We start from the raw sequence: 20777 nt of genomic DNA on the forward strand, positions 1-20777 counted from the left end.
AGGAGTTGCTTCGATGCCACGCTTCGCCGCCAATCTGTCGATGATGTACAACGAACACGCGTTCCTCGAGCGTTTCGCCGCCGCCGCGCGCGACGGTTTCGAGGCCGTGGAATTTCTGTTCCCGTATGAGTTTCCGGCCGCCGACATCAAGGCGCGTCTGACTGAAAACGGCCTGACACAGGCGCTTTTCAACGCGCCGCCAGGCGACTGGGCGGCAGGCGAGCGCGGCATCGCGTCGTTGCCGGGCCGCGAAGACGAGTTTCGCCGCAGCGTCGAGACGGCAGTCGAATACGCGCGCGTGCTCGGCAACGACAAGCTGCATGTGATGGCCGGTTTGATCAAGCCGGAGCAATCGCGCGCCGCGCACCGCGACGTGTATCTGAAGAACCTCGCGTACGCGGCGAAGGCCGCCCAGGCGGACGGCATCACCGTCGTCATTGAACCGATCAACACGCGCGACATTCCCGGCTTCTTTCTGAACCGGCAAGACGACGCGCAGGCGATTTGCGCGGAAGTCGGCGCGCCGAACCTGAAAGTGCAGTTCGATCTCTACCACTGCCAGATCGTCGAAGGCGATCTCGCCGTGAAGCTCAAGCGTGACATGAAGGGCATCGGTCATATCCAGATTGCCGGCGTGCCTGAGCGGCACGAGCCGGATATCGGCGAAGTGAACTACCCGTATCTGTTCTCGCTGATCGACGAACTCGGCTACGACGGCTGGATCGGTTGCGAATACCGGCCGCGCGCAGGCACGTCGCAAGGGCTGGGATGGATCAGGCCGTATGTGAAAGCGCGTGCCTGAACGCATTCGACAGACTCACTGAGGAACAACAGGAACATGAAAGTACTGATCACGGGTGGGGCGGGATTTCTTGGCCAGCGTCTCGCGCGCGAACTGCTCGCGCGCGGCGAACTGAAGGGCGCAAATGGCCAGCGCGAGCCGATCACTGAACTGGTGTTGCTCGACGTCGTCGCGGCGCCGGGGCCGAATGACGAACGCGTGCGCGTTGAAGTCGGCAACATTGCCGAGCGCAGCGTGCTCGAACGTCTGATCGACGACAGGACGGCAGCGATTTTCCATCTCGCTGCGATCGTCAGCGGCCAGGCGGAAGCGGACTTCGATCTTGGCATGCGGATCAATCTCGACGCGTCGCGCTTGCTGCTCGACGTCTGCCGCGAGCGTGGGCATCGGCCGCGCGTCGTGTTCACGAGTTCGGTCGCCGTCTATGGCGGCGATCTGCCCGATGTCGTGCTCGATGAAACCGCGTTGAATCCGCAGTCGTCGTATGGCGCGCAGAAGGCCGTCGCCGAGTTGCTGCTCAATGACTTCTCGCGGCGCGGCTTCGTCGATGGCCGCGTGCTGCGCCTGCCGACCATCAGCGTGCGGCCGGGCAAGCCGAACGCAGCGGCGTCCTCGTTTGCCAGCGGCATCATTCGCGAGCCGTTGAACGGTCAGCCGGCCGTGTGCCCGGTGAGCGGTTCGACGCGGCTGTGGCTGCTATCGCCGCGCAAGGCGATCGAATGTCTTGTCGCGGGCTGCGAGATCGACGGCGCGGCGCTTGGCAACCGGCGCACGGTGAATCTGCCGGGCGTGTCGGTAACGGTCGACGAAATGATCGCCGCGCTGCGCGAAGTGGCAGGCGACGCCGTCGCGGCACGGATCGAATGGAAGGCAGATGAGCGTGTCGAGAAGATCGTCGGCAGCTGGCCCGCGCAGTGGGACATCGCGCGCGCGACCCAGCTCGGGCTGCAAGGCGACGCGTCGTTCAAGGATATCGTCCGCGCGTTCGTCGACGATGAACTCGGCGGGAGAATTCCGCAGCGCTGATTGCGTGCGCGCTAGCCGGTTTGTCCGCGCCGGTTTGTTACGCAAGCAATGAAACACGCCGCCATCGCAAAGCTGAGTCTTTGCGAGGCGGCGTTCGTCTATTTAGATGTGTGCTGCGCTAGTTCGGAGCTGGAGATTCTCACGAAGCTGCGGGCCGCGCGGACCGTAGTCGAGTTCGGCGCCCAGATTGCTGCTTCGCGTGATCGCCGCAGGCGCATCGCAGGGGTCCATGATCGATTCGACGAAAACCAGTTCGTCGTTCGGCGCGGCGAGGGCGTGTTGCAGATCCCCGCAGGTCCTGACCACGAACGACTGCACGGATGCGCCGGGATGGAGCACTTTCGGCAGATCGGCGTAAGCCCAGTTCGCAATGTCGTTGTAGGGTTCGGTCTTGCCGAGGTAGCCGCGCTCGATGGTGTAGCCGCCATTGTTGATCAGCAGGATTGCCGGCTTGTGACCGTGGTGCAGAATCGTCGACAACTCCTGCGCCGTGACCTGGAAAGACCCATCGCCGATGAGCAGCACGTGGCGGCGCTCCGGCGCCGCGGTCAGCGCGCCAAGCAGGGCGCCGACCGAATAGCCAATCGATCCCCAGTTGATCGACCCGATGAAGGTGCAGCCCGGCGGAAGCCGCAGCCCGAGAATGGAAAACGACGTGCCATTGTCGACATACACGACGTCTCCGGGCCGCAGATAGTCCTGAACGGCCTGCCAGTAGGCGGCTTGAGTCAGCTTCGCGGCAGCCTCGACGTGCACGCGAGCGGCGGGCGCTTCAACCGGACGTTGAACGCGTGTCGCAACCTGCGGTACGGTGTCGATCACGCCTCGTAGCACCTCCTTGAGCATCACAGCTTGATAGTTGTCTTCGCCGATGTCCACAGCGTGCGCACGCGCGTGGATCGTGCCGGCCGGCAGCGTTGCAGTGAAATCGCCCGTGGTCACCTCGATCGGCCGGTAGCCGACGGCGAGCAAACAGTCGCTGCTCTCGATCGCCTCGCATACCCCTGGCTCGCTGCCTTTGCCGGCATAGATGCCAAGGTACTGTGGGTGCGACGCGTCGATCACGCCCTTGGCTGCGTTGATCACCGCCAGCGGTGCCTGCAGCTTGTCCGCCAGCGCCATGAGTTCGGGGACGACGCCGAAGCGGTCGGCATCCGTATCCACCAGAATCGCCGGTGACCGGGCGGCGGACAACTGCTGCGCGAGCGCGGCGATGCACGACTGCAGCCGTTCTGGATCGCTGGGAACGTGGGCAAGAACGAGCGGGGCGGTCGGTGCCTCGATCTCGAGATACGCGATGTCCGACGGCAGTTCCATATAGACCGGCAGCTTTTCCCGCCAGGCCGTGAGGATCAGCCGGTCTATCTCGACGACCGCGTTGCGCGGCGTGATCCTCGCCTGGGCCACCGTCACTGGCGCATAGGCGCGCAGGAAATGGTCGAAGTTGCCGTCGGCCATGGTGTGGTGCATGCCGAGGCCGCGATCGACGGAGCGCAGCGGAATCGAACCGCTGATGCAGATGACGGGTACGTGCTCGGCATAGGCGCCGGCTACCCCGTTGAGCGCGCTCAAGGCGCCGACCCCGTTCGTGACGAGCAGCGCGCCCAGGCCGTTCAGCCGGGCATAACCGTCCGCCGCATAGGATGAGGTCAACTCGCCCGTGGTGCCGACCCATTCCAGTGCGCCGCTATCGTGGAGTTGCTGCAAGAGCGTGAGGTTGTAGTCGCCCGGGACGCCAAACAAATGACGAATACCGGCTTCCTCGAGGCGGCGAAGGAGGAAGTCGCCAATCGTCATGCGTTGGGTGGGTTGGGCCGTGTTTTGCGTGCTTTCCATGGAGGACTCCTAATCTGGCTCATGGGGGGAATGTGCGGTACCGATGTTGAATCGCACTATGCGGCAAAGCAGGCGCCCGCCCTGGCTGTGGTTTCTCTCCGCCAGCAGCCCGATGCGTAATTCGGTTTGCGGTACAACGGATTCTCAGTCTAGGCTCCCGGCAAAAACAGCAGCGTGACTGAGTCATTACGAAAAAATATCAGGGACGGCACGCTGCATTTCGTCATTTCCTTGTAATGATTGAGTAACGGCCCTGTTAGAGCACGCGACTTAGACTCCGATTACGCCCGACTGGTATAAGGGCGCAAACGAGCACAGAATCAGCAACACGCGCATATGAGTGCAGGAATCGGACGCCATGAAAATCCTCGTCATCGAAGACGAAGCCAAGACCAGCGAGTACATCCAGAACGGTTTGACGGAAGCGGGCTATGTGGTGGACGTGGCCACGAACGGCATCGACGGACTGCACTTCGCGCAGGAGATGGGCTACGACCTGATCCTGCTCGACGTGATGATGCCGGAGATGGACGGCTGGACCGTCATGAAGAAGCTCGGTGCGCGCACCAAAACCCCGGTGCTATTTCTGAGCGCGCGCGGCACGCTCGAAGACCGGTTGAAGGGCCTCGATCTCGGCGCCGACGATTATCTCGTCAAGCCTTTCTCGTTTGCCGAGTTGCTGGCGCGCATCCGCATCATATTGCGGCGCGGTCAGCCGCAAAAACAGGATGAACAGGTCTTCGAAGTCGGGGATCTGCGGGTCGATGTGCCGAAGCGGCGCGTCGAGCGGGGCGGTGCGCGCATCACGCTCACCAACAAGGAATTCAATCTGCTGGCGTTCTTTCTGGAGCATCAAGGTCAGGTGCTCTCGCGCGCCCTGATCGCTTCGCGCGTATGGGACATGAATTTCGACAGCGATAGCAACGTGGTCGATGTTGCGGTGCGCCGGTTGCGGCAGAAGATCGACGACCCTTTCCCCGTTCGATTGATTCATACGATTCACGGCGTGGGATACCGTTTCGAGTACGAAGCATGAAGCGGCTTTCGCTCACCACGCGCCTTGCTTTGTTGTATGCACTCATCGTATTCACGGCGATGGCGCTGCTCGGCACCTTGCTATACCGCGGTCTGGAGCGGCAACTGATGGTGCGCGACGACGCGGCGCTGGTGACGAGAGTGGACCAGCTTCGCACGCTCATGAACGATGTCGACGTGCGTGAGCTGATTCGCGACAAGCCGCATCTCTTCGCGAACATGCTCGGGAATACCGAATCACTGCTGATCGTGGGCTTTCCGGGTGAAGCGCCGCTCATTACGGTGAATCCAGGGCACAGGGCGGTGCCGGACGTAACGCCAGTGCCGGTGGACGCGCCACTCACGCTCGGCGCGGTTCACCATACGCTTGCGGCCGATGGAACGCCGTTCATCTACGCCGCTGCAGCGGCGCACGATGCAGCCGGAAAGCAGGATCTGCAGATCATCTCCGGCCGCTTGCTGACCGAGCGCACGCAATTGTTGCGGGCATACCGCAACCAGATACTGCTGTTCGCCTCTGCTGGCGCGACCATTGTCGCGTTGCTCGCTTTCGTCCTCGCGCGCCGCAACATGCAGCCGTTGCGCGTTCTCGCTGCGCAAACCGGAGCGATCGGCATTAGCACGCTGTCGACACGCATCGAGCAGCGCGCCGCGCCGCCCGAACTCGACGCATTGATCGCAGCATTCAACGGCATGCTCGATCGGCTCGAACGCGGGTTCACGCAGTTGAAACAGGTGTCGGCAGATATGGCGCACGACCTGCGCACGCCAATTGGCAACCTGCTGGGTCAGACCGAAGTCGGCTTGAGCCAGACTCGCGACACCGTGTATTACCAGCGGCTTCTCGGCTCGAATTACGAGGAGTTGCAACGCCTGTCGAAAATGATCGACAACATGCTTTTTCTTGCGCGCACCGAGCAGGCCGACAACGCCATCGAGCGCAAGGAGTTGCCGCTTGCCGTGGAATTCGAGCGTATGCAGGAGTACTTCGAAGGTCTCGCGGAGGACCGCAACGTGAGCCTCGAGTGGCGCGGCGAAGGCCACGTGTGCGCGGATCCGGATCTGCTGCGCCGCGCGTTGGGGAATTTGCTTGCGAATGCCTTGCGATATGCGGAGCCGGGCACGGCAATCTCGACGGTTGCGGACCAAGGCCCGGAGGCCACGACGCTCCATGTCGAGAATCGCGGACCGACGATCGAGCCGCACCATCTCGAACGGATCTTCGATCGTTTCTACCGAGCCGATCCGTCGCGGCATCGCTCGTCGGAGTCGAGCGGGCTCGGACTTTCGATCGTGCGCAGCATCATGCTGCTGCACGGCGGTACGTGGCACGCCTCGAGCAGCAACGGCGTGACGCGATTCACGCTCGTGTTTCCGCGGCAGCGCGAGCGGCGGGGCCAGTAGGCGCCCCAGGGGCGGCGGTGCGGCAAACCGCGCTATGATGGGCAGCCTTGAATCGGGAATGCGGGACGCAACCCATCGGTGCGCGCATGGGTTCGTACGAGTGGAATTCAGCATTTATTCCAGTCACGAAGCGTTGAATAAGCGATGAAACAACGTAAATGGCCCAGATGCGCTGTCGTTTGTTCATTCCTGGCTTTCATGCCGCTTGCGGGTTGCGTGGCCCGCGGCGCGCCGTCCTGGTCGCTCTTCGGCGCGTACTTTCCGTATTGGCTCGTGAGCGCCGTGATCGGCATCGTGGGCGCGCTTATCGCGCATCGCGTGTTCATCTCGACCGGCTGGGTTCGCCAGGTGCCTTATCAGCTTTCGGTCTGCACCGCGATCGGCGTCATGGCCGGGGTGCTCGTCTGGCTATGGGGAACGGGGCAGCTCTGACATGAAAATGGCTGGCCAGAATCCTCGACATGCATGGAAGGGACGGGCGATCGCAGTCGTGATCGTCCTGCTCGGCGCGGCGGCACTCTGGTATGCGTACGATCGCTCGTCGCGCTATCCGTCCACCGACGACGCGTCCATCGACGCGGACGTCGTCCACGTCGCGTCGCCCGTGGGCGGCCGGATCCTGCGCGTTCCCGTGGAGGAGAACCAGCATGTCTCGAAGGGCGACGTGCTGTTCGAAATCGACCCGGTGCCGTACCGGCTCGGCGTCGCGCAGGCGCAGGCCGAAGTCGAGCTGGCGCGTGCCTCGCTCGCCACCCGCCGCCGCACGCTGATCGGCGAGACGTCGAACGCGACCATCGCGGCCGACCAGACCCGTCGCGCCACACACAACTACGACCTCGCGACACGCAGCGTCGACCGGCTGCGGCCGCTCGCGGCGCAAGGCTACGTGTCCGCGCAGCAGCTCGATCAGGCGGTCGTGGCGCAGCGCGACGCGAGCGTATCGCTCGCGCAGGCGCAGGTGCAACAGCGCTCTTCTGCGCAGACAATAGGCGACGATTCCGACGCCATAGCGGCGCTGCATGCGCGCGAGGCCGCCTTGGCCATCGCGCAGCGCGCGCTCGACGACACGGTCGTGCGCGCGCCGTTCGACGGCTACGTAACAGGGCTGACGATCCTCGCGGGCGAGACAGTCGCGCCGAACCAGTCCATCTTCACGCTGGTTCATTCGGGCGAATGGTTCGCCGTGGCGAACTTCCGCGAGACGGCGCTCGGCGCGATCGACGTGGGCGACTGCGCAACCGTGTACTCGATGATCGACCGAAAACAGCCGATGAGCGGCAAGGTGATCGGCATCGGCGCCGGCATCCTGGACACGGACCGCGTGAACCTGCCACGAAGCCTGCCGTACGTGCAGCAGTCGGTGAACTGGGTGCGCGTGGCACAACGCTTCCCGGTTCGCGTGCGCATAGACGCCCCGGTCAACAAGCTGGTGCGCATCGGCGCCAGCGCGATCGTCGAGGTCCGGCATGGCCAGTCTTGCCGGTGACATCAGGCGGCCCGGTCCGCGGGAAATCGCGAAGCTGCTCGCGCCGTTTCCGGGACGCACCGCGATCGTCACGCGCATTGCGCTGATCTGCGCGCTCACAGTGCTCGTGACGACCGGCTACAGCACGCCCGATGCCGCGACTTCCGTGTATATCGTGTTCTTCCTGAACCGGCCCGACCGCATGACGAGCATCGTCATGTCGTTCGCCTTGATGCTGCTCGTGACCGTGATCATCGGGATCGTGATGATCTTCGCGATCCTCACTATCGATCAGCCGCCGCTGCGGGTGGCGAGCATGGCATTGCTATCGTTCGCACTGCTATTCGCCACTTCGGCAAGCAAGCTTCGGCCAATCGGCGCGATCCTGGCGATGATCGTCGGGTTCGGGCTCGACGAGCTTGGCCTTGCGCCAGTCGGCGAAGCGGCCACGCGCGGCCTGCTGTACGCGTGGCTGATGGTCGGGATTCCAATTGGCGTGGCAATCGTCGTGAACCTGGTGATCGCGCCGTCGCCGCGACGGCTCGCCACCTCGCAGCTTGCGCGGCGCCTGAGGCTCGCTGCGCGCCGCCTCACAGACACGGCAACCGACGAGGAGCGCGCTGCGTTCGAAGCGTGCATGCGGGAGGGCGACCATCAGATCCTCTCGTGGCTCAAGCTGTCGACACTCGAAGGCACGCTGATACCGGCTGACGGCGCGGCGCTGCGCCAGGCGGCGGCGTCCACGACAGCGCTCCTGGTCGCGACGGATTTCGCGGCGAGCGAACCCGGCGCGCGCCTGCCCGACGCATGCGCGGCGCAGCTTGCCGAAACGATGACGCAAATGGCGGCGATGCTCGAGGCGGGCGGCTATCCCGTGGATGTCGCGCTCGATGAGCCGGACCTGCGCGAGGGAACCGCGCTGCAGGCGCTCGTGCTCGCAGACCTGCGCGCCGCGCTGGAGGGCTTCGCGGTGCCGCCCGCGGAGGCCGCCGCAGCGCCGGCTCCGGCTCCCGAGAAAAGCGCCGGGCCACCCGCGCGCAGCGGCTTTTTCGACGCCGACGCCTTCACGAATCCCGATCACGTCCGTTACGCGCTGAAGACCACGGCAGCGGCGATGTTCTGCTACGTGCTGTATCAGCAACTCGACTGGCAGGGCATCCATACGTGCTTCATCACCTGCTATATGGTCTCGCTCAGCACGACGGCCGAGACCGTCGAGAAGCTGACACTGCGGATCACGGGCTGTCTCGTCGGCGCCTTGCTCGGCACGGCGGCGATCGTATTCGTGACGCCTCGTCTGACCTCGGCGGGCGAGCTGACGGCGCTGGTGTTCGCGGGCGCGTGGCTGGCCGCATGGGTGGCGATGGGGTCCGCACGGATCTCGTATGCGGGCATGCAGATCGCGTTCGCTTTCTTCCTGTGCGTGATCCAGGGCGCGGCGCCCGCGTTCGACCTCACGCTCGCACGCGACCGCGTGATCGGCATCTTGATCGGCAATGTCGTGATCTATCTGGTCTTCACACGCGTCTGGCCCGTGAGCATCGCCAGCCGCATCGACGCGACGTTCAAAGCACTCATCGCGCAGTGGACCCGCATCGCACACGCTGCGGACACTCGCACGCGCAGCGCGCTTGCGGCAGGCGCGCTCGCCCAGTACGGCGGACTGCGCCAGGATCTCGGCCTGATTCACTACGAGCCTTCGTGGGTGCGTCCCGAGCCCGATTGGGTGGCGAGCCGGCGCCGCGCGCTCGCGGAACTCGAGGCGCTGGAGGCGCCGCTGGTCCTCGCGGCAGGGCGCGCGGGCGCGGCGCAGTTGGGTCAAATCGCCCAGCGTCTCGCTGCTGGAGACGACGCGCATGTGCAAGCCGTACAGCATGCCGCCGAGCCCGCGGAGGACCGCGCTGCCGACCCCGCCCTCGACGCGCTCCGGAACGTCATCGCAAAGCGGTTCGGACAGATCGCCGATATCACGCGCCCAGCGTCGGCCACGGAGACGACGACCGATGCGCGCCACTGAACCGACGCCCCGGCTTATCGCGTTGGCTGCCTCATTGGCCGCCGCGTTGGCTATATCGGTATTCGAGGGCTGCGCGACTTCGTCGATCGATCTCGCGCCTCCTGCGGCGGACCGGCCGTGGCAGCCGCAGACGGACGGCGACGGCAACATCGTGCCCGGCCCGCCGCGCAGCACGAGCGACGGGGCGCAGGTTGGCTACACGCTGCCGCGCAGCGCAGCGCTGGCCTCGATCGAATCCGCCGCGGCGCTCGATGCGAACCACGCGTACACGCTGCCCGAACTGATCGATCTCGCGGAGTCCACGAACCCGCTCACGCGCATTGCCTGGAACGACGCGCGCAATGCAGCGCTCGCGGCGGGCATTGCGAAGACCGCCTATTTGCCGCAGCTCACCGCCACCGCGATGGGCGGATATGAGGCGGCGAGCGGTGCGGCGTCGACGCCGCTGCTCGGCAACACATCGACCAGCTCGAACATTCACGGCACCGTTTCGGTGCTGTCACTCCAATGGCTGCTATTCGATTTCGGTGGCCGCCGCGCGCGCCTCGATGCTGCGAAACAACTTTCCGTGGCGGCGAACATCGCGTTCACGTCGGTTCACCAGCACGTGATCCACGAGGTGAGCATCGCGTACTACACATACGAAGCCGCCAGCGCGAGGGAGCAGACCGCGCAGCAGGCGCTTGACAACGCGGACGGCATTCTCAGCGCCGCCCGCGCACGGCGAAAGCAGGGCGTGGGCACGGTGGTCGAAGTCGCACAGGCCACGCAGAACCGCGCACAAGCCAATCTGCTGAAGGTGCAGGCGGACGGCGCCGTGAGCGACAGCTATCTGAGCCTCGTGTCGGCGCTCGGCATTTCGCCGCTGTCGAAACCGGTGATCGCCCCATTGCCGGCGCGCTCGCTCACGCCGGCGCTGCACCAGAGCGTCGACGAAATCGTTGCCGATGCGATTGCGCGGCGGCCGGACGTGCAGGGCGCCTATGCGCTGGAGCAGGCCAACCAGGCGAAGATCCGCGCGGCCGAATCGGCGTTCATGCCCAAGATATTTCTCTCCGCCACGGCCGCGTACGGCACCGGCACGACGTCGATCACGGCGATTCCCCCGGTCGGCGATCAGGCGGCCACGGTGAACCTGAACGGCAGTCGCCGCAGCGGCAGCATCTTCCTCGGCGTGACGATTCCGCTATACGACGGCGGTTTGCGTTCCGCCGTGCTGATGCAGGCGCGCAACGACGCGGACAGTGCGTCTGCACAACTGACCCATACGAGACAGGAGGCCGTCAGGCAGATCGTTGCCGCGCAGAACGGGCTTTCCACTAGCCTCGCGTCGAACGACGCCGCGAAGGCGCTGGTCGAGGCCGCGCAGACGACCTATGATGCGGCGTTCGCCGCATACCGGCACGGCGTCGGCACCATTACAGACGCGCTCCTCACGCAGAACCAGCTTCTCGCTGCGCAGAACGCGTATGCGGACAGCTACAGCGCCGCGCTTGCCGCCGCCGCGACGCTCGCCCTTGCGACGGGCGAAATCGGTGCGCCGTCGCTGGAAGGCACACCGTCTCAGTAGGACAACTGAAGACAGTGCGCCTGCCGGCTCAACTACCAAAATAGATCGTGCAAAAGCTGGCTGGGCCAACACAGTCGGACTGTGCGGGCATACGCGGACGTGAACCCGCCGCCGAAGTGCTCCCCATCGATACGCCGCCCACATCGCGTTGCGCTGAATTTTGCGCGTATTGGCCCGCTGCGACCTTTGCTTCGGCTGCCTGAATATCAGCTGGATAGTTGATGTCGTCGCCGCGGCCCGGGCTGTATCCGGCCTGCTCGACGCGCACGAGATCCGCACGCACTTCGGCACGTGTGAGGGGTTGGGTGGACTGCGCGAAGCTATAGGCCGGAGCGGCAGCGGCGGAGGCAGCAACGAGAACGCTGAGAAGAAGCCTGGACATGATCAATACTCCTATATACCTGCAAACCGGATGAGTCGAGAAAGAAAGCCGCAGCATCGACTGTGCATGGACGCGAGGTCAGGCTTAGGAAAGAACGACTTGAAACCTGGCTAAGCGAGGCAATGCGTTACTGCGTGGTTGCAGTGTAGGTAGGCGCTTCCATCGCCACGGTTACCCAGTCGTTACAAGAAAATGACAAGCTTTCCGTCCCTTTGATTCTTCGTAGCGGTCGATGCGCGTCATTTTTTTGTAATGGCTGGGTAACCCTGTCGTTTGAGGCAGCCTTTTAGACTGGCCGTGTCGTCAATCAATTGGTTCACTTCGCGTCATTCCAAGGAGCTGCAATGTCTTTCCCTTCTTTCCGTTCTTCCGTTGCGCGCGCAGTTGCGGCGCTTTGTCTGGTTGCCGGCGGCGTCACGACAGCGCAGGCCGCGCCCATCAAGAACGTCGTCCTCGTGCACGGTGCCTTCGTGGGAGGCGCGGGATGGCGTCCGGTGTACGACATTCTCACGAAGGACGGCTATAACGTGACGCTCGTGCAAGAGCCGCTGACGTCGTTCAAGGACGACGTGACGGCTACACGGCGCGTCATCGACAGCCTCGACGGCCCGTGCGTGCTCGTCGGCCATAGCTACGGCGGCGCCATCATCACGGAGGCGGGCAACGACGAACACGTGAAGTCGCTCGTCTACATTGCTGCTCACGCACTCGATGTCGGCGAAACCGAAGTCTCGAATGGCAAGCGCTATCCAAACGCGACACCTCATGAGGACATCGTTAAAACGGCGGACGATTATCTTTATCTGAATCCTGCCGACTATCCGCGTGATTTCGCGGCCGACCTTCCGATCGCGCAGGCTGAGTTCGAGGCCCATGAACAAATGCCAACTGCGGCAGGCGTATTCACTGCGCAGATCCCCGATCCGGCATGGAAGATCAAGCCGACGTTTTATATGGTCGCGAAGGCGGACAAGATCATCAACCCGGACCTCGAGCGCATGTACGCGAAGCGGGCTCACGCCCAAACGGTGGAAGTCGATGGCGCCAGCCATTCGGTTTATGAGTCGCATCCGAAGGAAGTGGCTGCGTTGATCGAGCAGGCCGCTCAGCAACTGCCAGGATGACCTTGAACCGGTCGACTTCGCGCATCGTCAGGGTTATCCGTTCTGTTGCAGCCATCGCAGTTCCGGCACTGGACCTCCAGCGGCCGGTCAGGACGCAGGTCATTGTCGAGATGTGATGCGTTGGATTTTGATGTTTGCGAACATTTAATGTCATGGCCAGATAGAGATGTCTGGTCTCCGGCTCAATAGAAATGTCCGGTTTTACAGAGGTTTGCTTCTGTCTTTCTCGGGTTTGATCTCCATTCCGTGTTGAAGGATAGCGTCTGGATCAGCAGGGCGGTGGTGTGCGTTCAGCGAACCCTCGCAGACCTCCGGCCAGGTTTTGAATCTGGCTCTGGGGCCTGTGTCAGTTTCACGATCACTGCTTCCATATCCGCCTGCGTGAACTCGCGCGTCTTCTTCGTGCCCGGCACCCGTTCAGCCTTGCGCACTGCGATGCCGCGATTCGTGCGTGAGGGCGAGCCCGAGGCGCGCCGGTCGTCGCGCTGCGCCTGCAGTTCCTGCGCCACCGCGAGCGCATGCGCGAGCCGCTTGTGCTCGACTACCGCGCCCTGGTCCACCTCGGTGAGCCGGTCATACTCGCGGTATGGCAACACGCGACCTTCGGCGCGGATCTCGATGCGCCCATCCGGATACTCCCAGACCTCGATGTAACGGTGCACCAGCTTCCGGTTCTGCGGCGTATCGTCGAGCAGGTACATCACGCGGTCATACTGCACCGTGAGCGACTTCGTCACACGCCGCGTTTCGCGCCAGGTGAGCAGGGCGTCCAGATCCTCGTCCGCACGCAACGGCCGGTGCGCGTTGAACGTGCTCCTGGACGGCTTCGCAAAGCGCACGTTATAGGCCGCCATGAAGGCAGGCGCATACGCATTCGCGCCCGCCACCGTGCTGATGCCGCGCAGGCGCAGTTCCTTCACCAGGCGGTCCTGCAGCGTCAGGTGCGCGCGCTCCACACGGCCCTTGGCCGAACTGCTATTGGCGCAGAACGTCTCAATGTTCAGTTCGTACATCGCGCGTCCGAAGTGCGTCACGCTGCGCCCGGTCTCGTGGGCCCTGACACTGCGGAACACGCTTGCCTTGTCGCTGTACAGCGCCACCGGCTTGCCATGACGCTCCAGGTACGCACGCGTCGCCTCGAAATAGCTGAAGGTCGATTCGGTCTGCGTGAAGTGCAGGTGCATCAGGCGGCTCGTAGCGTCGTCCACATACACCAGCAGTGTGCAGGCCGGTGCGCGCTCCTCAAACCAGCGGTGATCGCTGCCGTCGATCTGCACCAGTTCGCCCAGGCACGCGCGTCGGGCCCGTGGCTGGTAGACCTTCGGCGGGCGCTGCGCGCGCGGAATCCACAGACCCGCATCGCGCATCCATCGACGTACGGTCTCCCTGGCCAGCGCGATCCCGTGACATTCAGCCAGCTTCTCGCACGCCAGCGTTGGCCCGAAATCGGCGTAACGCTCACATACCAACGCCATGGCCCGAGCCCGCAGATCGACGGACAGTTCCCGGTTACTCGGCCGTCCGCGTTTCGCCGAGACCAGCCCGGCCGGGCCTGCGGCCTCATAGCGCCGGCACAGCCGGCTGATCTGCCGCTCGCTGAGCTGCAGCCGCTCAGCCGCCTGAAAACACCGCAGGCGGCCTTCAATGACCGCCTCGATGACCTTGACCCGCTCAAGTTCGCGCATGCTTGCCGTGATCAGCTCACGTCCGTTCATGGTTCGCCCCTGGTCGACGCCTCACGCGAGCGTGCGCGTCAACCAGGGCAGGAATCGGACATTTCTAATGAGCCAGAACCGGACATTTCAAAAAAGCCCTAACATTTAAAATATCGATAATTTGCATTATGTAAAATTCAACAAACCCCTCAGGCACACCTCCTGCGGCACGACCCACATGGCGTCCCACAGGAGGAACCCATGCCGTCCGCCCCAACATCCGGGCAACCAACCGGCGCCGCCTCGAATCCGGAACCCACGCGCGCGCAGCGCGTCGCCGGCTGGCTCGGTCTGTGCGCGGTGCCGCTCATCTGGCTACTGCATCTGGCGCTAGGCGTCACGCTCGTTTCGACGGCCTGCGCCGACGCCATCACGCGGGATCCGATGCCAGGCTGGCACGGCACGCAATGGATCCTCGGCATTGGCTCGGTCTGCGCGCTCGTGCCCGCGCTCGCCATCACCTACGCCGCGGGCAGCGCCTGGCGCAAGATTGCCTACGTCGCGAAGGAAAAGCGCGACGCACGGCGCTTCATCGCGTGGTGCGGCGCGACCACTTCCGTGGCCTTCACCTTCGGCCTCGCCTTTTCGATCTGCATCCTCATTGCAGTACCGATCGAGCGCCTCTGCACGGCCTTCGACTAGGTGATGCGACATCCGCCGTGCGATCGCCGCGCGTCGGCCACCTGAGTCTCGCGCAGGGCGTTTTCTTTCTGGACCTCTCCCCGTTCGCATCGAGCGCGTTTCGCGTGACGTGCGGCGCGCGATCTCGCAAATCGGTTCGTTATCCGATGGATTGGATAACGGGATCGAAGCGCCATCCTTCGCGGCTCCATTGCATCGTATGCGTCGGCGCCAGCGCAGTGATGAAATCCGCGTCGTGCGAAACCACGATCAGCGCGCCCGGGAAGTCCGCCAGCGCCCCCTCGATCGCGCGGACGGATTCCAGGTCGAGATGGTTGGTCGGTTCATCGAGCAGCAGCAACTGTGCCGGCGTGCCGCGCCAGAGCGCGCAGGCGAGCGCGGCCTTCAATCGCTCCCCGCCGCTCAGATAGCGTGACGGTTGCGTCACGCGCGTGGCGTCGAGTTGCAGCAACGCGAGCCGGCTGCGCAACTCCCCTTCTGCGAGCGGCGTGTCGAGCAACCCGAGCTGTTCGACGATCGAGCGGTCGGGATCGAGCTGCGCGAGCTTCTGATCGAGGTACGCGCAGCGGACATGCGTCACGCTGTGCCCTGCATGGGGCGCGAATTGCCCCGCGAGGAGGCGCAGCAGCGTCGACTTTCCGCATCCGTTCGGACCCGTCAGCGCCACGCGCACAGGGCCGCTGCACGACCAGGTGAGCGTGGCGGCGGGATCGTCGTGCGCGAGCCACGGCAGCCTCACCTCTTCGAGCGTGAAGACCTGGCGGCGCGCGCTCACACCGGCACCTGGCAACGCCACGAGAACGGGCGAATCGGGCTCGACGCGCGCGGCAGCCTCGGTCACGCGCGCGTCGAGCGTCTCCTTGTGCTGGCGTTGCTCGGCCCTGACCTGCCCCATCACATTGCGCGCACCGCCTTTGATCCCCTCTTTCGCCATCGACGACAGATTGGCCGTCTTCGCGTAACGCAACGATCCAGCGGCATGCCGTTGGATCGTGTCGTGTTCGCGCTGGAGCCTGCGCGCGGCGCGCTCGCGTTCGGTACGCGCGTGGCTGAGCGCGCTCTTTGCCGCTTCGTGCTCCGCATCGCGCTGCGTGCGGTAGCTGGCATAGTTGCCGCCATAGATTCGAATCCCCTTGGGCGTAACCTCGACAATGCGCTGCATGTCTCCAAGCAGTGCGCGATCATGGCTCACGACGACGAGACCGCTACGCCATCCACAAAGCGCGCTACGCAGCCACGCGCGGCCAGCGGCGTCGAGGTGATTGGTCGGCTCGTCGAGCACGAGCAAGCCGGCATCGGCCAGCAGCGCGCCAATCAATGTCACGCGCGCGAGTTCACCGCCGCTGAGCGTATGCGCGAATGTGTCGGACTCCAGATGATCGAGCCCCGACGCATCGAGCGCCGCGCGCATGCGCTCGGCGAGATCCCAACGCTCGCCGATCACGTCGAAATCGCGGGTGTCGGCGGTACCGTTTGCCAGCCGTGCCAAGGCCGCTAGCGGCGCATCGATTCCCGCAACTTGCGCAACGGTCCGCGTATCGTGTGACGCGTCAAAGTGTTGCTGCGCCGCGAACGCGATGCGAACGTGCCGATCGACCGAACCGGACGTCGGCTCGATTTTCCCCGCGATCAGTTGCGCGAGCATGCTTTTGCCAACGCCGTTTCGGCCGACGATACCCGTGGGCACGCGATCGAGAATGAGGTCAAGCGAGTCGAATAGTGTAGCGCCGCTATCGAACCGGAATGAAACGCGATGGAGTGCGACAAGCGTCGCGGCTGGCGTGACTCGAGCCATAAGCTTCTCCCGAATGTATGTAACCTCTCGCGCGGCGTATTCGACGCTGGCGCGAAAACATTTTTGGGGAAAGCTTAGTTGTCCACTTTGGCTGGAGTCCGGTATGCAGGAATGGAAGGCGCATGATAACAACGAGAGATGCCCGGCACAAGCGATAGTCCAGCCGAATTGTTGGCGATGCGCCACGCGGCGCGCCTCTGCGGTTCGCATTGCGCATTGATGCCGCAGTGCGCCGCCAGCGGATCGATCTACAAGAAAAGCCCTTTAAAAGCGGTCGATCATGCCAAACTGCACGCCGCGCACAGGCGCGCCGGGCCAGGACGGCGGCAGGCCAGTGACGTTTACGCCGCGCAGCGTGAAGGTCGCGTCGTTGTGATTGTGCAGCCACCCTGCGCTCGCGTAGAGCAGCACGCGCTTCGAGAGGTCGTACTCGCACGCGGCGCTGAACTGGTCGGCGTCGTTGCCGGCGCCCGACAGATCGTGCACCCACGCATAGCCCAGCGAAGCGCGAAATTGCGCGGTGATCGCGTAGCGCGCCGAGACCGAGAAGCCGTTGTTGTGGTTGCGCGGCGTGCCGCCATCGCCGTTGAAATACGCAAAAAAGCCTGTCACCGGCCCGAGAACGTACGACATGCCACCCAGATTGGCTCGCAGCGCACCGTCGCCGTTTTGCTGTTGATGCGCGTACGAAATGCGAAACGGCCCGTGCCGCCACTCGAAGGTTTCGATGTTGCCGGCAAGTCCGTTGCTGCCGGTGGAGGGGTCGCGCAGCGAGGCCATCAGCGTGGTCGAGAAGCCGTAGAAATCGGGCGATAGATAAGTGATCGCGTTGGATTCGTAGGGCGTGATCTTCGAAAGATTGTTCAGGCCCGAAGCGATGGTGCCCGCGCCGAACGCGTCGAGTTGTCCCTTGAACGGGATGTAGATCGGCGAGTATTGCCGCCCCACTCGCATCGTGCCCCACTGCGTGCCGAGGCCAATCCACGCCTGGCGATTGAAGATCGTGTTGGCCACGGCAAAGGTGCCGTCGTTGGACCCGAAGCCGTTTTCCAGCTCGAACAGGATCTTGATGCCGTTGCCGATATCTTCCACGCCGCGCAGCCCGAAGCGCGATCCGCGATACGCGCCGGAGTCCATGCGCGCGACCCAGCCCGCGCCCGGGTTCGTCACCTCGATGCTCGTGTCAAGCGTCCCGTACAGCGTGACCGAGCTTTGCGCGTGTGCGCTTATCGTGTGCAACGTGGCGACGGTTGCCGCAGACACCACCGCCCAGGCGTGCGCCGCGCGCAATGTTCGATTCATGTAGGAAAAACGGGTGAGGCGCACGAGCGGTGCGTCGCATGCTGCATGAGAAACGGCAGGCGCAGTGCGAGCCCCTGCCGCCGACTGGAAAGCCCGCAAGCCGCGGCCGCCCGGTCCTTCCGGGCGACTCGCGCATGACTCATTGCTTCGGCAGTGCGTAGGCAATCACGTAGTCGCCCAGCTTCGTGCCGAACGACCCGTGGCCGCCCGCCGCGATCACGACGAACTGGCGGTCGCCGACCGCGTACGTCATCGGCGTGGCCTGACCGCCCGCGGGCAGCCGTGCTTGCCAGAGCCGGTTGCCGTTGTTCACGTCGAAGGCGCGGATGTAGTTGTCCGCTGTCGCACCGATGAAGATCACACCGCCCGCCGTCACCATCGGGCCGCCGAGCATCGGCATGCCCGTGCGGAAGGCCACCGGAATCCGCGAGCTGTCACGCGTCGTGCCGATGCGCTTTTTCCAGACGATCTGGTTGGTCTTGAGGTCGACGGCGGAGATATAACCCCATGCCGGCTGCTTGCACGGCAGCCCCAGCGGCGACATGAACGGATTGAGCGTCACGCCGTAAGGCACGCCGTATTGCGGCTGAATGCCCGCTTCCGTGCCGCTGCCCTTCGCACCCGGCTGCGGCTCGATCGGATTGCCCGGCCCGCGCGGAATGAGCCGCGAGACGAACGGCAGCGCGATGGGGTTCGCCACGGCGATCTGCCGATCGGTGTCGATGGCGAGGCCGCCCCACTCGAACATCCCGAGGTTGCCCGGGAAGATGAGCGAGCCTTGCAGCGACGGCGGAGTGAACGTGCCTTCATAGCGCAGCTGGTGGAACATCACGCGGCAGATGAGCTGATCGTACATCGTGGCGCCCCACATGTCGGCGTCGGTGAGGTCCTTCGACGGCCGGAACGTGAGCTGCGAGAACGGCTGCGTAGGCGAGACGTGGTCGCCCGGCGCCGCGCCCTGCGGCACCGGCATTTCGGGCGCGGGCACGACAAGCTCGCCCGTGCGGCGGTCAAGCACGAACAGGTTGCCCGTCTTCGCTGGGGCGTACACCACCGGCACGGTCTTGCCGTCCTTGTCGGTGATGTCGGCGAGCGTGGGCTGCGAGGGCTGGTCCATGTCCCACAGGTCGTGGTGCACGGTCTGGTAGAACCAGGCGAGCTTGCCGGTGGAGGCGTGCAGCGCGAGCAGGCCCGTTGCGTAACGCTCCAGGTCGGGCGTGCGGTCGCCACCCCAGATGTCCGGCGTCTTCACGCCCATTGGCAGATAAACGATGTCGAGCTTCGCATCGTAGGCGGCCGGCGCCCAGGAGTTCGGCGAATTCCACACGTAGTGCTCGCCTGGGCCCGGAATCTTGTTCGGGTCCGCCGCGCCCGGATCGAACGCCCACAGCAGCTCGCCCGTGCGCACGTCGAAGCCGCGAATCACGCCCGAAGGTTCGCGCGTCGAAAAGTTGTCTTCCACGGCGCCCGCCACGACGATCACCTTGCTCGTGACGATGGGTGGCGAGGTGGGCTCGTACATGCCCGGCGTCGTGACCGGCATGGCGTGCTGCAAGTCGAGGTCGCCGTTGTTGGCGAAGCCCGCGCAGCGCTCGCCCGTGAGCGCGTCGAGTGCGTAGAGATGGCCGTCGTTCACGGGCAGCAGGATGCGCTTCGTGCAGGTGCCGCTCGCGGCGGCAGGCGTTGCGGCGGCCGTGGCTTCGCTCGCCGACGCGGCGGCTTCAGTCGCCGACGCGGCGTCGCTTGCAGGCGCAGCCGCTTCGGTTCCCGAAGCCGCCGGGGCATCCGATGCGGCCACGGGCGTCGGTGCCGTCGCGCCACTTGCACTCGCGCTCGCCGAAAGATCCACGAACGACACGCCCCGGCAAGTCACGTGCTGGAACGAGGGATCGGCCTGAAGCTTCGGATCGAATTTCCATTTGAGCTCGCCCGTTTGCGCGTCGAGCGCGAACAGGATCTGGTGCGGCGAGCACAGGTAAAGCAGATCGCCGATCTTGATCGGCGTGACTTCGTTGGTGATCTCGACCGGATCGTTGGGGCCCTTCGTGTCGCCGGTGCGGAAGGTCCAGGCCACCTCGAGATTGTGGACGTTGTCGGGCGTGATCTGCTGCAGCGGCGAATAGCGCGTGCCTTGCTGATCGCGTCCATAAGCGGGCCATTCAGATGGTTCGATGCCATCGACGTTCGGCGCGGGCGTGGTCCTCACTGCCGCGAGCGAGCCGTTGATCTGCTGCGGATCGTTGAAGTGCGCATACACGAGCACGCCGCCCCACACGAGCAGCCCGACCACGAGCGAAAGCACGCCGAACTGGCGCGGGCGCTCCAGGTGCCAACTCATGAGCACGAGCAGCCAGATGCCGAACACCACCAGCACGCCCGAGCGCGGCACGAGCGCCCAGAAGTCCGGCCCCGACTCCCAGAGCCCCCATATCGCCGTGCCGATCAACACGATCGCGTAGACCACGAACGCCAGGGGACTCGCGCGCCACAGCAGCCACGCGAAGATAAGCAACAGCACGCCCGTCACGACGTAATACGGCGAGCCGCCGAGCGAAATGAGCCACGCGCCGCCAGCTAGCAGGTAGACCGCCGTGAGCAAGGTGAACAGCACGGAGATGACTCCGATGAAGCCCAGCGGTTTCGATAGTCTGGCCATGATCTC

The 20777-nt window shown here is 64.5% G+C and carries 16 protein-coding genes; 10 read left to right on the top strand and 6 right to left on the bottom strand.

All coding sequences use genetic code 11. The features are described from left to right. Positions 1-13 precede the first annotated feature (13 nt). Together otnI and denD are read left to right on the top strand one after the other, a co-directional pair. The gene (gene otnI / locus L0U83_RS34080) at positions 14-802 is read left to right on the top strand and encodes a 2-oxo-tetronate isomerase (protein ID WP_233888555.1); all 789 of its coding nucleotides are present in this window, start codon (positions 14-16) and stop codon (positions 800-802) included. Between the two features lie 36 nt (positions 803-838). After that, a complete protein-coding gene (denD, locus tag L0U83_RS34085; RefSeq protein WP_233888556.1) occupies positions 839-1828 on the top strand; it encodes a D-erythronate dehydrogenase in 990 nt (329 codons plus the stop codon). 102 nt (positions 1829-1930) lie between these two features. Here the strand turns inward: denD and L0U83_RS34090 are convergent, their stop codons facing one another. Next, on the bottom strand, positions 1931-3664 hold the full coding sequence (locus L0U83_RS34090; protein ID WP_233888557.1) for an alpha-keto acid decarboxylase family protein: 1734 nt from the start codon (positions 3662-3664) through the stop codon (positions 1931-1933). 358 nt (positions 3665-4022) lie between these two features. On the opposite strand from L0U83_RS34090, the gene L0U83_RS34095 reads away from it, so the two are divergent. The 6 genes from L0U83_RS34095 to L0U83_RS34120 all read left to right on the top strand — a co-directional run bounded on the left by L0U83_RS34095 (position 4023) and on the right by L0U83_RS34120 (position 11155). Continuing rightward, positions 4023-4700 (top strand): heavy metal response regulator transcription factor, encoded by a 678-nt coding sequence (locus L0U83_RS34095; RefSeq protein WP_233888558.1) that lies wholly within the window; start codon positions 4023-4025, stop codon positions 4698-4700. Next, the gene (locus L0U83_RS34100) at positions 4697-6103 is read left to right on the top strand and encodes a heavy metal sensor histidine kinase (protein WP_233888559.1); all 1407 of its coding nucleotides are present in this window, start codon (positions 4697-4699) and stop codon (positions 6101-6103) included. Before L0U83_RS34095 ends, L0U83_RS34100 begins: the two co-directional genes overlap by 4 nt. A 144-nt stretch (positions 6104-6247) precedes the next feature. Next, entirely contained in the window at positions 6248-6535 is a 288-nt protein-coding gene (locus tag L0U83_RS34105) for a hypothetical protein (RefSeq protein WP_233888560.1), read from the top strand. 1 nt (position 6536) lies between these two features. After that, a complete protein-coding gene (gene mdtN, locus L0U83_RS34110; protein WP_233888561.1) occupies positions 6537-7589 on the top strand; it encodes a multidrug transporter subunit MdtN in 1053 nt (350 codons plus the stop codon). Beyond that, positions 7570-9585, top strand: a complete 2016-nt coding sequence (locus L0U83_RS34115; RefSeq protein ID WP_233888562.1) for an FUSC family protein — start codon at positions 7570-7572, stop codon at positions 9583-9585. The genes mdtN and L0U83_RS34115 overlap by 20 nt, the downstream gene beginning before the upstream one ends. After that, positions 9572-11155, top strand: a complete 1584-nt coding sequence (locus L0U83_RS34120) for a TolC family protein (RefSeq protein ID WP_233888563.1) — start codon at positions 9572-9574, stop codon at positions 11153-11155. The genes L0U83_RS34115 and L0U83_RS34120 overlap by 14 nt, the downstream gene beginning before the upstream one ends. A gap of 28 nt (positions 11156-11183) precedes the next feature. Here L0U83_RS34120 and L0U83_RS34125 read toward each other — a convergent pair whose 3' ends face one another. Further along, positions 11184-11537, bottom strand: a complete 354-nt coding sequence (locus L0U83_RS34125) for a DUF4148 domain-containing protein (RefSeq protein ID WP_233888564.1) — start codon at positions 11535-11537, stop codon at positions 11184-11186. A gap of 344 nt (positions 11538-11881) precedes the next feature. Here L0U83_RS34125 and L0U83_RS34130 point away from each other — a divergent pair, with 344 nt between their 5' ends. Then, positions 11882-12661 (top strand): alpha/beta hydrolase, encoded by a 780-nt coding sequence (locus L0U83_RS34130; RefSeq protein WP_233888565.1) that lies wholly within the window; start codon positions 11882-11884, stop codon positions 12659-12661. 290 nt (positions 12662-12951) lie between these two features. Here the strand turns inward: L0U83_RS34130 and L0U83_RS34135 are convergent, their stop codons facing one another. Further along, positions 12952-14376, bottom strand: coding sequence for an ISNCY family transposase (locus tag L0U83_RS34135; RefSeq protein ID WP_233888566.1), 1425 nt, complete (start codon positions 14374-14376; stop codon positions 12952-12954). A 201-nt stretch (positions 14377-14577) separates the two neighbouring features. On the opposite strand from L0U83_RS34135, the gene L0U83_RS34140 reads away from it, so the two are divergent. Then, the gene (locus L0U83_RS34140) at positions 14578-15018 is read left to right on the top strand and encodes a hypothetical protein (RefSeq protein ID WP_233888567.1); all 441 of its coding nucleotides are present in this window, start codon (positions 14578-14580) and stop codon (positions 15016-15018) included. A gap of 139 nt (positions 15019-15157) precedes the next feature. Here the strand turns inward: L0U83_RS34140 and L0U83_RS34145 are convergent, their stop codons facing one another. The 3 genes from L0U83_RS34145 to L0U83_RS34155 all read right to left on the bottom strand — a co-directional run bounded on the left by L0U83_RS34145 (position 15158) and on the right by L0U83_RS34155 (position 20771). Next, positions 15158-16813 (bottom strand): ABC-F family ATP-binding cassette domain-containing protein, encoded by a 1656-nt coding sequence (locus L0U83_RS34145; protein ID WP_233888568.1) that lies wholly within the window; start codon positions 16811-16813, stop codon positions 15158-15160. 264 nt (positions 16814-17077) lie between these two features. Beyond that, the gene (locus L0U83_RS34150; RefSeq protein WP_233888569.1) at positions 17078-18115 is read right to left on the bottom strand and encodes a porin; all 1038 of its coding nucleotides are present in this window, start codon (positions 18113-18115) and stop codon (positions 17078-17080) included. 139 nt (positions 18116-18254) lie between these two features. Further along, positions 18255-20771 (bottom strand): glucose/quinate/shikimate family membrane-bound PQQ-dependent dehydrogenase, encoded by a 2517-nt coding sequence (locus tag L0U83_RS34155; protein WP_233888570.1) that lies wholly within the window; start codon positions 20769-20771, stop codon positions 18255-18257. Between the last annotated feature and the right edge of the window lie 6 nt (positions 20772-20777).

The sequence above is a fragment of the Paraburkholderia flagellata genome (genome assembly GCF_021390645.1).
GTDB classification, from domain to species: Bacteria; Pseudomonadota; Gammaproteobacteria; order Burkholderiales; family Burkholderiaceae; genus Paraburkholderia; species Paraburkholderia flagellata.